Origin of the sequence: Streptomyces sp. NPDC051567, from assembly GCF_044454165.1 — a bacterium.
Lineage (GTDB): Bacteria > Actinomycetota > Actinomycetes > Streptomycetales > Streptomycetaceae > Streptomyces.
Genome location: NZ_JBITDK010000007.1, coordinates 249,652 through 264,097 on the forward strand (window position 1 = coordinate 249,652; position 14,446 = coordinate 264,097).

Below are 14,446 nucleotides of genomic sequence, written 5' to 3' on the forward strand. Positions count from 1 at the left end.
CCCGACCTCCTGACCCCGACCTCCTGACCCCGGACATCCGCCCGGCCGGATTGCCGGTCACCGGCCTCTGAGGAGTGTCGTGCGGCGCGTCCGGGCCCAGGACGGGGCGTTCGCGGCCCTCGACCGCGAGGCGGGTGCCCACCGCGTCTCCGGTCCGGTGGAGGTCGAGTTCGGCGGGGAGACGTTCCAGGTCCCGCTGACCGTCAAGGACGTCCGCGCCGCTCTCGGTGAGGAGGACCGGACCGTGTTCGACAGGGAGATCTCCGCCGCCGCACCGAACACCATCGGCCGACTCCTGCGCAGGTGGGCGCTGGTGGTGATCCCCGGCGACGAGCTGGACCGGCGTGACGTCCTGCTCCTGGCGGAACAGCGGGCCACCGGGGCCGGGGTGAGCGCCGGGTGAGCTACCGCGTCACCCGTCACCCGTCACCCGTCACGTGGCGTGGTACCGGTGGTGGCGGTCGGGCGGTGACGGGCAGGGGCTGACGGGCGGGTGGGTTCTCGTTACGCGTCCGGGGGGACGATGTGGCCGTCGCGGAGTTCCACGACGCGGTCGGCGAGTTCCATCAGGGCCGGGTCGTGGGTGGCGACCAGGACGGTGACGCCCTCGCTGCGGACCACCGCGCGCAGCAGTCGCATGATCGAGCGGCCCGTCTCGGAGTCCAGCTGGCCGGTGGGCTCGTCCGCGATGATCAGGGCGGGTTCGTTCGCCAGGGCGCGCGCCACGGCCACCCGCTGCTGCTGTCCGCCGGAGAGTTCCCCGGGGCGCTGGTCGGCGTGGTCGGCGAGGCCGACCAGTGCGAGCAGCGTACGGACCCGTTCCTCGCGCTGTCGCGCCGGGACCTTGCGCATCCGCATGGGCACGCCCACGTTCTCGGCGGCGGTCAGTACCGGGATCAGCCCGAAGGACTGGAAGACGAAGCCGATCCGGTCCCGGCGCAGTGCGAGCAGTGCGGACTCGTCCAGCGAGGCCAGGTCGGTGCCGTCGAGGCGGACGCTGCCGCCGGTCGGGGTGTCCAGGCCGCCGAGGAGGTTGAGCAGGGTGGTCTTGCCGGAGCCGGAGCGGCCCTTGAGCGCGGTGAGTTCGCCGCGGCGCACCTCGAAGGAGACACCGCGCAGGGCGTGCACGGCCTGCGCCCCGCTGCCGAAGCTCCGGTGCACGTCGTCCACCACCAGCATGGGTGCCGGTGCGGTGGCCTGCGGCTCTGTCATGGTGGGCTCCCCCTCGGATCGTCCGGCGCGCGCTCTCCCGGAGCAGCGCCTTTCGAATTTGTTCATCTATGACCGGCCAGGCGCAAGTCCCTTCCCCTGCTCGACTGAATCTGACAATATCGTCCGCTATCCGGGACCAGTAGTCCGGATGGGGGAGGAAAGCACATGCTCGGCTTCGTCTTGCGCCGGCTGCGCGGGCGACTGCCGCTCGCCGCCGCCGTGCTGCTCACCGTACTGATCACCACGACGGCGCTCACCGCCCTGCTCGCGTTCACCCGGGGCGTGGGCGAGGCAGGAATGCGCCAGGCCCTCCAGGGACCCGAAAGGGACCGGACCGCGGTGGTGGTCTCCAGCGGGCACCCGGTGCGCGACCGGGCCAAGGACGACGAGGCCGTACGCGCCTTCGCCGCCGACCTGTTCGGCCCCCTGCCGGTCGGCGTCGAGACACTGGCGCGCAGCCGCTCGTACGGACTGCCCGGCACCTCCGCCTCCGGCAGGGACGCCGACCTCACCCTGCTCGCCGCCCTCGACCGGGGCCGCGTCCGCCTCCTGGCCGGACAGTGGCCCGAAGCCGCCCTGGCGCCCGGCACCCCGGTCCCGGTGGCCGCGCCGCAGTCCGCGCTGGACCGGCTCGGCCTCACCGCCGCCGCCCTCCCCGCCGACGTACGGCTCGACGACCGCTACGGCGGCTCCCCGCTCACCGTCCGGGTCACCGGCGTGTACCGGGCGGCCGAACCCGACGCCGTGTACTGGCGGCTGGACCCGATCGGCGGCCGGGAACTCCAGAACGGCACGTTCACCACCTACGGCCCGCTGCTGACCGACGACTCCGTCTTCACCACCGGCGGGCTCCCGCAGAACGGCCGCAGCACGCTCCTCACCCCCGACTTCACCACCGTCCACGCCGCCGGGACGGCCGCGATCGAGGCCCGCGCCGCCCGGCTGACCACCGCACTCCAGAGCACGGCCGACCTGGAGGTCCGGACCGAACTCCCCGCCCTGCTGCGCGAGCTGGCCTCGGGCCGTCTCGTCGCCCACTCCACCCTGCTGGTCGGCGCCCTGCAACTGACCGTCCTCGCCTCGGCCGCACTGCTGCTCGTCTCCCACCTCCTGACGGAACGCCAGGAGAGCGAACGCGTCCTGCTCACCGCGCGCGGCGCCTCCCGCCGCAGGCTCGGCGCGCTCACGGCGACCGAGTCGCTGCTGCTCGCACTGCCCGCCGCCCTCCTCGCACCCCTGCTCACCCCGCCGCTGCTGCGGCTGCTGGGCGGCGTGGGCCCGCTCGCCAAGGTCCCACTGGCCACCGCCGGGACCTGGCTGCTGTGGCCCGTCGCCGCGGGCTGCGCCCTCGCGTGCGTCCTGCTGACCGCACTGCCCGCCGTGCTGCGCGGCGCCGCCGCGGCCGCACTGCGCCGCACCGGCGGACGGCAGGCCGCCGTCAGCGGAGCGGTCCGCTCCGGCGCGGACCTCGCCCTGCTCGTCCTGGCCGTCCTCGCCTACCGCCAACTGGCCCGCTACAGCGGGGACGGAGCCGCCGCCCCCACGGACGGCTCGCTCGCCGTCGACCCCGTGCTCGTCGCCGCGCCCACCCTCGCCCTGTGCGCCGGAACCCTGCTCGTCCTGAGGCTGCTGCCGCTCGCCGCCCGGCTGGGCGGACGGCTGGCCGCCCGGGGCCGCGGGCTCGGCCCGGCGCTCGTCGGCTGGCAGCTCGCCCGCCGCCCCGGCCGCGCCACCGGACCGGTCCTCCTCCTCGTCCTCGCCGTCTCCAGCGGTGTCCTGGCCCTCGGCCAGCACACCGCCTGGTCCACCTCCCAGCGCGACCAGGCCGACTTCGCCACCGCGGGCGGACTGCGCGTCGTGGGCAGCGAACTGGCCTCCCTGGGCCGCGGCGGCCGGTACGCGGCCCTGCCCGGCGGGGACCGCGTCATCCCGGTGATCCGCTCCCGGCAGGAACTGCCGGGCGGAAAGGCCGGACAGGTCCTCGCCCTCGACGCCGCCGCCGTGGCCGAACGGGTACCGGTCCGCTCCGACCTGCGCGACGGCCGCCCCCCGCGCGACCTCTTCACCCCGCTCGCCGTCGACACCCCCGGCAGCGCCGGCATCACCCTGCCCGGCAGCCCCCAGCGCATCGACGTCGACGTGGCCGTCACACCGATGGACCAGGGAGGCGGTGGCGCCCGGCTGGCACTGCTGCTGCGCGACAGGTTCGGACTGACCTACCGCACCCCCGCACTGCCGCTGCCCAAGAGCGGCCAGGCCACCCTCCGGGTCGGCCTCGCCACCCTGACCGACGCCCCGGCCGGGTCCGCCGCCACCCCGCTGAGCGTCGCCGCCCTGATCGTCTCCCAGAGAGCGTCCGACGGCGTCACCACCACCGGCGGCGCCGCTCAGCTGACCGTCCGCCGGATCTCCGCCGCCGCCACCGCGGACGGCCCGGCCACCCCCGTCGAAACGCCCGCCCCCACCTGGCACCTGCCCCACCGGACCGGGAACAGCGCCACCCTCGCCGCGACCCTGTCCACCGCCGGCCCGGACGACGGCCCGGCCCTGCTCCGGCTGGCCTACGGAGCCTCCTCCGACACCCCCGGCGGCACCCAGGTCACCCTGACCACAGCCGCCCACCCCGCCACCGAAATCCCCGGGATCGCCACCCACACCTACCTCAAGACCGTCGGCGCCGCCGTCGGCAACCGCATCCCCGTCACCCTGGCCGGTACCGGCATCACGGTCCGGATCACCGCCGCCGTCCCCTCCCTTCCCGTGGCCGGTGACACCGCCCTGGCCGTCGACGCCGCCACCCTCGGCCGGCTCCTGGCGGCCGGCGCCGGAACCGGCGGACCGGAACTGCCCAGCACCACCGAATGGTGGCTGCCGGGCGCCTCCGCCGCCGACCCCACCCCCGCGCGGGCCGCCGCCGCACTGCGCGCCGGAGCCAAGGACCGACAAGTACTGCTCAGCGAGGACGTGGCCGCCGGACTCCTGGAGGACCCGCTGAGCGCGGGCCCGCAGGCCGCCCTGGCCGCCCTCGCCCTCGCGTGCGCGGTCCTCGCGGCGATCGGCTTCGCCGCCTCGACCGCCGCGGCCGGACGGGAACGCTCCCGCGAGTTCGCGGTCCTGCTCGCCCTCGGCGCACCCCGGCGGGCCCTGATCCGCACCACCCTGGCCGAGAGCACCGTCCTGGTCGGACTCGCCACCGCCGTCGGCGTGGGGCTGGGCGCGGCCATCGTCCACCTGGTCGTCCCGCTGATGGTGCTCACCCCCGCCGCCCGCCGCCCCGTACCGGAAGTCCTCGTCGACCTGCCGACGGGGACGACGCTCCTGCTGGCCGCCGCCATCGCGGCGGTACCTCTTCTGTCCGCCGTGCTCGGTGCGCGCGGCCATCGTGACGTGGCCGCCCGGCTGCGCTTTGTGGAGGACTCGTGACCGGCCCGGCCCCCACCACCGAGAGCGGACCCCCGCCCGCCGCCCGGCCCGCGCCCTGGGTACGGACCCGGCTGCGCGCCACCCCGCTCAGCGCCCTGCTCGCCGCGGCGCTCGCCTTCGTCACCGTCCTGCTGGCGGCCTCCCTGCCCCGCGCCCTGGACCGCGGCGCCGACCAGGCACTGCGCTCCTTCCTGGACCGTCAGGGCCCGGCCGCGACGAGCCTGCTCGCCACCGCCTCCGCCGAGTCCGGGACCATGACGCCCAAGGAACTGGACACCGTCCTGGCCGTCCTGCGCGACCGCGTCGCGCAGGACTTCACCCTCGCGGCCGACGGCCCCGTCCACGGCTCCCAGTCGAACAAGGCCCGCGACCTCACCGACCCCGGGGTCGTCCGCATCGAGGACGTCCCCTCCCGCCTCGGCCTCGTCCACCTGCCGCAGGCCGCCGCCCACACCACCCTGGTGGCCGGGCGCCTGCCGGGCGCCACCACCCCCGGCGGCCCCGTCCCGGTCATGCTGTCCCAGGCCGTGGCGCAGAGCCTCGGCATCCGGCTCGGCACCGTACTGAACACCCCGTCCGGAACCTCCGGCACCCCACGCGCCGAAGTGGTCGGCCTGTACACGGCCACCGACGAGACCAGCACCTTCTGGACCGGCCTGCCCTGCCTCACCCGCGTCTGCCAGTCCCGCACCACCACCGTGCCGCCCAAGTCGTACTGGCAGGCCGCCGCCCTGGTCGGCGCGGAGAGCCTCGACCAGCTGGACCCCTGGGGCAGCGGCGCCGAGGACTTCTGGCGGCTCCCGGTGGACACCACCGTCCTGCGCGCCGACCAGCTCCAGGGCGACGCCAAGAAGACCGCGGCCTACGTCGCCGGCCCCACCGGCTCCGCGCTGGTGCGCGCCACCGGCCGCACGGACCTGCGCGTCAGCTCCCGGCTCCCGGCACTGTTCACCCAGGCCCAGACCCGGCAGCAGGCCGCCGCGCCGCTCGCCGCGATCGGCCCGGCCGGCGTCGCCGGCGTGGCCCTCGTCGTCTTCTGCCTGGCCGCCGCGCTCACCGGCGACCGGCGGGCGGCCGAACTGCGGCTGCTGCGGGCCCGGGGCGGCTCGCGCGGCGGCATCGTGCGCAGGCTGCTCGGGGAGAACCTGGTCACCACGCTCCCGGCCGCGGCGCTCGCGACCGCCACGGCCGTCCTGCTGCTGCCCACCCCCCGGCTGGCCGCCACGGTGTCCGCCGCCTCGGCCGCCACCCTCCTGGCCCTGCTGGCGTTCCCCGTACGGGCCGCCGTGCTGCTGTCGGCACCGCGCGGACCCGCCGCCCGGCGCCGGCTCGTGGGCGAGCTGCTCGTCCTCGCCGCCACCACCGCCGCGATCCTGGAGACCCGCCGACGCGGAGTGGCCCCGGCCGGCGCGGGCGTGGACCCGCTGCTGGTCGCCGCCCCGCTGCTGCTCGCGCTCTGCGGGGGACTGCTGCTGGCCCGCGTCCAGCCCCTCCTGGTCGGGGCGTTCGCCCGGACGGCCCGCCGGGGGACCGGACTGATCGGCTTCCTCGGCCTGGCCCGCGCCTCCCGGGGCACCGGGGGCAAGGCCCGGCCCTCGGTACTGCCGCTGGTCGCGCTGCTGCTGGCCGTCACCACCGCCGGGTTCGGCGCCACCGTCCTGGCCTCCGTGGACGCCACCCGGCTCCAGGTCGCCCGGCAGACCGTCGGCGGCGACGCCCGGATCACGGTCGCCACCGGAGCCCCCGTCCCGGAGCCGCTGACCAAGGCCGCCGCCGCGCTGCCCGGCGTACGCCGGGCCCTGACGGTGTGGACCGACGACGACGCCACGCTCGTCGGCGTCTCCGGACGCTCGGCCCGCGTCACGGTGGTCGTCGCGGAGCCCCGCGCCTACGCCGAACTGGCCCGCACCGCAGGGCGCGGCCTGTTCGACCCGGCGCTGCTCACCGGGGACGTCCCGGGCGGCGACGCCCCCGTCCCCGCCCTGGTCAGCGCCGACCTGGCCGGAGGGACCAGCGGTGACGGCACCCACCGGATACGGTTCGGCAACGGCAAGGAACTGCGGGCGAAGGCCGCCGCCACCGTCGAGGCGACGCCCGTCCTGCCGGGATACAAGGCGGGATTCGTCGTCCTGCCCGCCGGCCCCGCCACCGCCCGGATACCCCAGGCCGCCCACCCCAGCCACTGGTTCGCGACCGGCGAGATCGACGACGCCCGGCTGCGCGACCTGGTCCAGGAGGCGGCCCCGGCCGGCGCCACCGACCACTACCGCGTCCGTACCAGCGCGGGCACCGCCACCGAACTCGCCGCCGATCCGCTCCAGCGTTCGGCCGCCCGGCTCTTCTGGGCCGCCGTGGCCGGCGCCGGGGGCTTCGCACTGCTGGCCGTCCTGCTCGGCCTGGTCCGGGCCGCGCCCGACCGGGCCGCGCTGCTGGCCCGGCTGCGCACCATGGGGCTGCGGCCCCGGCAGGGGTTCCTGCTGATCCTGGCCGAGTCGCTGCCGCAGGCGCTGGCCGCCGCGCTCGGCGGCGGACTGACCGCCGTGGCGGCCGTCGCCCTGCTGGGCCCCGCCGTCGATCTGTCCGCCCTGGTCGGCGCCGTCGTACCGGCCGGCCTGCGGCTCACCGCGGAACCCGTACTGACGCAGGCGCTGGGCCTGGCCGCACTGGCGGCGGTCGCCGTGCTGGCCGAGGCGGCCGTCTCCGGGCGGCGCCAGATCACCACCGAGCTGAGAGCGGGAGACCACTGATGAGCAGTCAGGCGCCGACCTACGAGGACCTGCGCCGCGAGGCGCTGGCCGCCGCCGCACCCCGGACCCACGGGGAGGGCGCCGCCATCGTCTGCGACCGGCTGGTCCGGATCTTCACCACCGACGGGGTCGAGGTCCAGGCCCTCCAGGGCCTGGAACTGACCGTGACCCAGGGCGACCTGGTGGCCCTGGTGGGTGCCTCCGGCAGCGGCAAGTCCACCCTGCTGAACATCCTGGCGGGCCTGGACGTGCCCACCGCGGGCGCCGCCTCCGTCGGCGGCTACGACCTGCTGGAGATGTCCGCCCGGGACCGGCTGCGCTACCGCCGCGAGGCGGTGGGCTTCGTCTGGCAGCAGACGGCCCGCAACCTGCTGCCCTTCCTGACGGCGGCCCAGAACATCGCCCTCCCGATGCAGCTCAAGGGCGGTGGGCGCGGCGCTGCCAAGCGGCACGCCGCCCAGGTGGGACGGCTCCTGGAGGCCCTCGACATCGCCGAACTCGGGGACCGCCGGCCCGCCCAGCTCTCCGGCGGCCAGCAGCAGCGGGTGGCCATCGCCGTCGCCATGGCCAACGACCCGGCCGTCCTGCTGGCCGACGAGCCCACCGGCGAGCTGGACTCCGAGACCGCGGCGGCGGTCTTCGACGCCTTCCGCACGGTCAACCGGGAACTCGGCGCGACCGTGGTGATCGTGACCCACGACCCCCTCGTCGCCGGGGAGGTCCGCCGTACGGTCGCGATCCGTGACGGCCGCACCAGCAGCGAGGTGCTGCGCCGCACGGTCACCGACGAGCACGGCACGGAGTCGGTGAGCGAGCGCGAGTACGTGATGCTGGACCGCACGGGCCGCGTCCAGTTGCCGCAGAAGTTCCTGGAGGCCCTGGGCATGGAACACCGGGTCGCGGTCGACCTCGCCGCCGACCACATCGCCGTCCACCCGGACCGGGACACCCTCTAGCACTTGCTGGTGTCCAGTACCGCTGGTGTCCAGTACCGCTGGTGCCGTGATCCCACACTTGGTCCAGACCTCTTGACGGAAGGTCTGGACCAACTTTACGGTGTGGCGCACCACACCACGTATGTCTCCAGGCCCCCCACGTCCAGGAGGTGATCGTGTCCCCCCACCTTGTCCCCGTCTTCCCTGTCCCCTCCTCCCTCTCCTCCCACTCTTCCCTCCTCTTACCCGGTCGCGTTCACGGCCTTCCCGCTCCTGGTCACCCCGGCCTGTCCTCCTGCCCCCCACGGCACGAACGGCATGAAGGGAGCACATCATGATCCGTCGGACCATCCGTCTGCTCGGCGCCGGACTGGCGATGGCTTTTCTCACCCAGGTACCCGCCGCGGCGGCCTCCCCCCTCGCACCGCCCCCGGCCGACACCTGCGCGGTCCAGTCGAAACCTGCCGGCAAGGTGCTCCAGGGATACTGGGAGAACTGGGACGGCGCCGCCAACGGCGTCCACCCGCCGCTCGGCTGGATACCCCTCACCGACAGCCGTATCCGCAGCCACGGCTACAACGTGATCAACGCGGCCTTCCCGGTCATCCTCTCGGACGGCACCGTCCTGTGGCAGGACGGGATGGACAACACGGTGAAGGTGCCGACCCCCGCCGAGATGTGCCAGGCCAAACAGAACGGCCTCACCCTGCTGATGTCCATCGGCGGCGCGGCGGCCGGCATCGACCTCAGCTCCAGCAGCGTCGCGGACCGGTTCGTGGCGACCATCGTGCCGATCCTCAAGAAGTACAACTTCGACGGGATCGACATCGACATCGAGACCGGTCTCGTCGGCTCCGGCAACATCAACCAGCCCTCCGCCTCACAGGCCAACCTGATCCGCATCATCGACGGCGTGCTCGCTCAGATGCCGTCCAACTTCGGTCTGACCATGGCCCCCGAGACCGCCTACGTCACCGGCGGCAGCGTGGTGTACGGCTCGATCTGGGGCTCCTACCTGCCGATCATCAAGAAGTACGCGGACAACGGCCGGCTGTGGTGGCTGAACATGCAGTACTACAACGGCAGCATGTACGGCTGTTCCGGCGACTCGTACTCGGCGGGCACCGTCGCCGGGTTCAAGGCACAGACGGACTGCCTCAACCAGGGCCTGGTCATCCAGAACACCACGATCAAGGTGCCCTACGACAAGCAGGTCCCCGGGCTCCCGGCCCAGCAGGGCGCGGGCGGCGGCTACATGTCGCCGAGCCTGGTCTCCCAGGCGTGGAACTCCTACGGCAACCAGCTGAAGGGCCTGATGACCTGGTCGCTCAACTGGGACGGGTCACGCAACTGGACCTTCGGTGACAACGTCAAGGCCCTCCAAGGCCGCTGACGCGATCGACCCGGGCGGTGGCGGCACCCTCACGGTGCCACCACCGCCCTCCCGCGCGAGCACCACCGCCACCTCCCGCGTCCCGGGGGCGCCGTAGAACCCGTAGAACCCGTGCGACCCGTGCGACCTGTGGGACCCGTGGAACTCTCAGAACCCGTGAAACCCGTAGGACCCCGTGGAACCCTCCGAACGGCAGGACCCTACGAACCCGTGGGACCGTGCTTGCGGTGGTGAACCTGACCGCCCATCTGGGTGCGTCCGGCCTGGTCCGGCGCCCTGGAACCGGGCCCTGCCGGTAGGAACGCGGATGTGATCAAGCACCTGCTGCGCGGTACGGCCGCGCTCTCCCTCACCCTCGCCCTGGCCGGCCCCGTCTCCGCCACCCCCTCCGCGCCGTACCCCGGCTCCGCCGCCCTCGCCGCCCGGGCGGTGACGCTCTCGATCCCGGAGCCGCCGTCGGTCGAGGTCGTGGAGGAGGAGCTGGAGAACCTGACCGTGGAGGCGCCGCACTCGATGGCGGGCTACAGCCGCGCGAAGTTCCCGCACTGGGCCCTGCAGTTCGGCAAGTGCGACACCCGGGAGGTGGTCCTGGCCCGCGACGGGAAGGACGTCGAGCAGGACGAGGAGTGCCGCGCGATCTCGGGGAGCTGGCTGAGCCCGTACGACAACAAGTCGTTCACCTCCTCCGGCCAGCTCGACATCGACCACATGGTCCCCCTCGCCAACGCCTGGCGCTCGGGCGCCGACACCTGGGACACCCCCCGGCGCAAGGCGTTCGCGAACGACCTGGAGCACTCCCAGCTCGTCGCCGTCTCCGCGGCCTCGAACCGGTCGAAGGGCGACCAGAGCCCGGAGACGTGGGTCCCGTCGAACGGCGCCTTCTGGTGCACCTACAGCCGGGCCTGGGCCCATGTGAAGTCGCTCTACTCGCTCTCCGTCACCGAGGGCGAGAAGACCGCCCTGGAAGGGATGCTGAGCACCTGTCAGAAGTGAGGGGTCAGCCGTCTCCGTAGCGCAGACGTCCCAGAGCCGTCATGGGCCGGTCGTGGGCGCAGATGACGGCGGGCAGGGCGGTGGAACCGGTCAGGTGCCGGTCCACCGCGGCGGCCACCGCCCGGCCCTCGGCGATGGCCCACACCACCAGGGACTGGCCCCGGCCGGCGTCCCCCGCGACGAAGACCCCGGGTGCCCGTCCGCCGGTGGCCGCGAAGCCCGAGTCGCGGGCGAAGTTGCCGTGGTCGTCGAGGTCCAGCGCCAGCTGCTCGCGCAGGCCGCCCGCCCGCTCGGGGCCGCAGAAGCCCAGGGCCAGCAGGACCAGCCCGGCCGGAATCACGTGCGCGGTACCGGCGAGGGGCCTGCGGGCCGTCGGCTCGACGGCGGTCAGCCGCAGCGCCCGTACCCAGCCCCAGGCGTCGCCCTCGAAGCGCAGGGTGGCGCGGGAGAAGAGCCGGGGGTCGCGGCCCTCGCGCCCGCGGACCTCCTCGTGGGCGTGGGAGATCCGGTACACCTTCGGGTACACCGGCCAGGGTTCGCTGTCGGCCCGGTCGGCCCCGGGCTCCGGGTTGATGTCGAGCTGGACCACGGAGAGCGCACCCTGCCGCAAGGCCGTACCGATGCAGTCCGAGCCGGTGTCCCCGCCACCGACGACCACCACGTGCCGGCCCTCGGCGGTGACGGGAGGCACGGCGTAGTCGCCCTCCCGGACCCGGTTGGCGAAGGTCAGGTACTCCATGGCCTGATGGATGCCGCGCAGCGCGCGCCCCGGAACCGCGAGTTCCCTGCGCTCCGCGGCCCCGACCGCGACGACGACCGCGTCGTACCGGCCCCGCAGCCCGGCCGCGCCGACCGCACCGCCGATGTCCGCACCCGTCAGGAACGTCGTGCCCTCCGCGCGCATCTGCTCGACGCGGCGGTCGATGTGCGCCTTCTCCATCTTGAACGCGGGGATGCCGTAGCGCAGCAGACCGCCGAGCCGGTCGGCCCGCTCGTGGACGGTGACGCGGTGCCCGGCCCGGGTCAGCTGCTGGGCGGCGGCCAGACCGGCCGGGCCGGAACCGATGACGGCCACGGCCTTCCCGCCGCGCCGCTCCGGTGGGCGCGGCGTCAGGTAGCCGCGCCGCAGACCCTCGTCCGCGATCGTCTGTTCGACGTTCCGGATGGTCACCGGCTCCGCGTTGATCGTCAGGACGCAGGCGTCCTCGCAGGGGGCCGGGCAGAGCCGTCCGGTGAACTCCGGGAAGTTGTCGGTCGCGTGCAGCCGCTCGTACGCGGCGCGCCAGTCCCCGTGTGCCGCGTACGCGTTCCACTCGGGTATGAGGTTCCCCAGGGGGCAGCCGGTGTGGCAGAACGGAATGCCACAGTCCATGCAGCGGTCGGCCTGTTCGGAGACGAGCGGAAGCAGCGCCTGCCCCGCGTGGACCTCGCGCCAGTCCCCGATCCGCTCCTCCACGGGACGGGCCGGGACGGGCCTGCGGGGAATCCTGAGGAAGCCGGACGGATCGGTCACGCGCCGCCTCCCTGGATCGTTCGGGGCCGGATCGTTCGTGACGGGCACGGGCACGGGCACGGGCACGGGGTACGGGGCACGAGGGCGTGGGGTAGGGGCGTGCGGCGTGCTGTATGTGGTACAGCCGGGGCGCCTGGGGCGCAGGGGCGTGTGCCGATGCATGCCGTATGGGTGATATATAGGGCGTTCTCACCAGGTTACGCCGTCTTCGTGACAGTGCCAGGATCGGCGTCGCAGCTCCTGCCGGTCCGCGCCGAGGGCCGGTGGCCGGTCCACCGCCTGGGGCGGGACGCTGTGCGTCACCCTCTGTGATTTTTTCTGCGGCTTTCCTGGCTCCGCCGGTCCTCGGGAGGACCTGTGCCGGACCGCCGTCCCCGGGCCAGACCACGGGGTGGTAGTGCTGTATGCGTCCCTCGCTGCCCGCGTCCGCCTGCTGCACGATGGCGACGACATCGCCGCGGGAGTTGACGCCGCCGACGGTGGAGACGGACGTATCGGGGCCCAGCTCCGCGGGGATCGACAGCGTCCGCTCCAGCACGCCGCCGAAGTAGACGCGGACGGTCTTGTCGCCGTGACCGCCCGCGACCACACGGCCCGCGTCGTTGACCGTCAGGTCGTTGCCCACGCGGGTGGTTTCGGGCAGTACGGCGACGGCGGCGTCACCCGCCCGGTAGGTGAAGCTCACCTGCGTACCGGAGGCGACGGGCCGGTACCAGCCCGTCATCAGACCGCTCTGGTTCACCCCGGTCAGCTCACTCTCGGCCTGGGTGTCCGTGAGGGGAACCCGGTGCACGGTGGCGCCGGTCCAGTAGACCGCCTTGCCCCGGGACGAGCCGACCGAGACGTTCCCGCGACCCAGGGCGCGCACACCCTCGTTCGGCCAGGCCCCGGTGCCGGGCAGCGCACCCAGCACGGTCAGCGCGGGTTTGCAGGGTGCGGCGGCATGCGCCGTGGCCGGTCCGGCGGCCGTGACCGTCCCGGCCAGAGCGACCGCGGCCCCGCGTACGTGAGATGCGTGCGGTCGCTCATGCTGCCACGGGGATATGACAGAAGGCCCCGGAATGCTTCGCGCCACTTTGATGATCATCAAATTCCGGCCCCGGAAGGGCTGTTTCAGGTCATCGCCGTACCCGTGAACCCTTGACTCCTGACCGCGGGTGGCGGGTGGCAGGGGGTGACGGGCCGGTGCCCGGCTGCGACGCTGGACGTATGACTCTGCCGAATCTGCTCGCCACTGCCGGACTGTTGCTGTGGGTGGCGTACGAGGTGTTGCTGCGGCGCCGTACGGATGCCGTGGCGGCCGACTGGCACGGGGGCGCCGACGACCGCGGCAGCACCAGGCTCCTGCTGGGCTCCTACGTCGTCTCCGTGATCGTCACCGTGACGTTCACCCACGTCACGACCGGGCGCCTCTCGGCCGGCTGGTGCTGGGCGGGGGTCGCGGTGATCGCCGTCGGTCTCACCGTACGGGCCTGGGGCATGAACACCCTGGGCCGCTTCTACACCCGCACCCTGCGCGCCACCGAGGACCAGCGCCTCGTCCAGGAGGGCCCCTACCGGCTGATCAGGCACCCCGGCTACTGCGGCAGCCTGCTGGTGTGGAGCGGGTACACGCTCGGTCTCGGCAACTGGATTCCGCTGCTCCTCGTCACCGCCGTGCTGCTGGCCGCGTACACCTGGCGCATCAACGCGGAGGAGAAACTGCTGCTGGCTTCCTTCGGCGAGCGGTACGCCCAGTACCAGCGGCGCACGAAACGTCTGGTGCCGTACGTGTACTAGACGAGTCATTCCGATGTGATCAGTGGTCGTAGGCGATGAGGGATCGTGTGATCGGCTGGCCGGTCTTGTGGTTGTGCCAGATCGCGGCGGCCATCGCGAGGATGCGCTGGGCGACGCGGACTGCGACGCCTTCGAAGGTCCGGCCGCCGTGCTGTTCCAGGTCGAGCTGGCCCTTGAGGGTGTCGTTGACCGACTCGATCAGCTGTCGGACTGATTTCAGGAGGCTCTCGCCCTTGCGTTTCTTCTCGCGCTTGAATGAAGGCCGCAGCAACTCGGCTCCCCGCAGGGCCAGATCCGCCTCGAACTCCTTGGAGGCGAAGCCTTTGTCGGAGATCACCAGCAGCCCCGGCCGGTCTGTGACCGTCTCGGGTTCGCGGTCGAGCATCGCGGTCAGTACCTCGCGCTCGTCCAGCTTCGGGTTCGCCAGCGACCACAGGACCGGCATCCCGGT

General features: G+C 73.7%; 10 protein-coding genes. 7 read left to right on the forward strand and 3 right to left on the reverse strand.

The annotated features are described in order from the left end of the window. Positions 1-79: 79 nt before the first annotated feature. Positions 80-403, forward strand: coding sequence for a hypothetical protein (locus tag ACIA5F_RS11590; protein WP_399351733.1), 324 nt, complete (start codon positions 80-82; stop codon positions 401-403). A gap of 101 nt (positions 404-504) precedes the next feature. Here the strand turns inward: ACIA5F_RS11590 and ACIA5F_RS11595 are convergent, their stop codons facing one another. After that, positions 505-1,212, reverse strand: coding sequence for an ABC transporter ATP-binding protein (locus tag ACIA5F_RS11595; RefSeq protein WP_399351735.1), 708 nt, complete (start codon positions 1,210-1,212; stop codon positions 505-507). A gap of 165 nt (positions 1,213-1,377) precedes the next feature. On the opposite strand from ACIA5F_RS11595, the gene ACIA5F_RS11600 reads away from it, so the two are divergent. The 5 genes from ACIA5F_RS11600 to ACIA5F_RS11620 all read left to right on the forward strand — a co-directional run bounded on the left by ACIA5F_RS11600 (position 1,378) and on the right by ACIA5F_RS11620 (position 10,703). After that, positions 1,378-4,635 carry an FtsX-like permease family protein gene (locus ACIA5F_RS11600; RefSeq protein WP_399351737.1) on the forward strand — a complete coding sequence of 1,086 codons (3,258 nt, stop codon included), beginning with the start codon at positions 1,378-1,380 and terminating at the stop codon, positions 4,633-4,635. After that, complete coding sequence (locus ACIA5F_RS11605) at positions 4,632-7,382, forward strand: hypothetical protein (RefSeq protein WP_399351738.1); 2,751 nt, start codon at positions 4,632-4,634, stop codon at positions 7,380-7,382. The genes ACIA5F_RS11600 and ACIA5F_RS11605 overlap by 4 nt, the downstream gene beginning before the upstream one ends. Beyond that, a complete protein-coding gene (locus ACIA5F_RS11610; RefSeq protein ID WP_399351740.1) occupies positions 7,382-8,338 on the forward strand; it encodes an ABC transporter ATP-binding protein in 957 nt (318 codons plus the stop codon). Before ACIA5F_RS11605 ends, ACIA5F_RS11610 begins: the two co-directional genes overlap by 1 nt. 355 nt (positions 8,339-8,693) lie before the next feature. Further along, positions 8,694-9,710, forward strand: a complete 1,017-nt coding sequence (locus tag ACIA5F_RS11615; protein ID WP_399351770.1) for a chitinase — start codon at positions 8,694-8,696, stop codon at positions 9,708-9,710. A gap of 312 nt (positions 9,711-10,022) precedes the next feature. After that, on the forward strand, positions 10,023-10,703 hold the full coding sequence (locus tag ACIA5F_RS11620) for a DUF1524 domain-containing protein (RefSeq protein WP_399351772.1): 681 nt from the start codon (positions 10,023-10,025) through the stop codon (positions 10,701-10,703). Between the two features lie 4 nt (positions 10,704-10,707). Here the strand turns inward: ACIA5F_RS11620 and ACIA5F_RS11625 are convergent, their stop codons facing one another. Then, positions 10,708-12,216: a glutamate synthase subunit beta gene (locus ACIA5F_RS11625; RefSeq protein WP_399351742.1), complete on the reverse strand. Its 1,509-nt coding sequence runs from the start codon at positions 12,214-12,216 to the stop codon at positions 10,708-10,710. 1,209 nt (positions 12,217-13,425) lie between these two features. On the opposite strand from ACIA5F_RS11625, the gene ACIA5F_RS11630 reads away from it, so the two are divergent. After that, on the forward strand, positions 13,426-13,995 hold the full coding sequence (locus ACIA5F_RS11630) for a methyltransferase family protein (RefSeq protein WP_399351744.1): 570 nt from the start codon (positions 13,426-13,428) through the stop codon (positions 13,993-13,995). A 19-nt stretch (positions 13,996-14,014) separates the two neighbouring features. On the opposite strand, the gene ACIA5F_RS11635 is transcribed toward ACIA5F_RS11630, so the two are convergent. Further along, a partial coding sequence (locus tag ACIA5F_RS11635) for a transposase (RefSeq protein ID WP_399351746.1) occupies positions 14,015-14,446 on the reverse strand: 432 nt, incomplete at its 5' end.

What these genes read in the sequence shown, in the direction of transcription:
- ACIA5F_RS11600 (WP_399351737.1), top strand. Translation starts at nt 1,378, where the DNA reads ATGCTCGGCTTCGTCTTGCGCCGGCTGCGCGGGCGACTGCCGCTCGCC.
- ACIA5F_RS11610 (WP_399351740.1), top strand. Translation starts at nt 7,382, where the DNA reads ATGAGCAGTCAGGCGCCGACCTACGAGGACCTGCGCCGCGAGGCGCTG.
- ACIA5F_RS11595 (WP_399351735.1), bottom strand. Translation starts at nt 1,212, where the DNA reads ATGACAGAGCCGCAGGCCACCGCACCGGCACCCATGCTGGTGGTGGAC.
- ACIA5F_RS11615 (WP_399351770.1), top strand. Translation starts at nt 8,694, where the DNA reads ATGGCTTTTCTCACCCAGGTACCCGCCGCGGCGGCCTCCCCCCTCGCA.
- ACIA5F_RS11630 (WP_399351744.1), top strand. Translation starts at nt 13,426, where the DNA reads ATGACTCTGCCGAATCTGCTCGCCACTGCCGGACTGTTGCTGTGGGTG.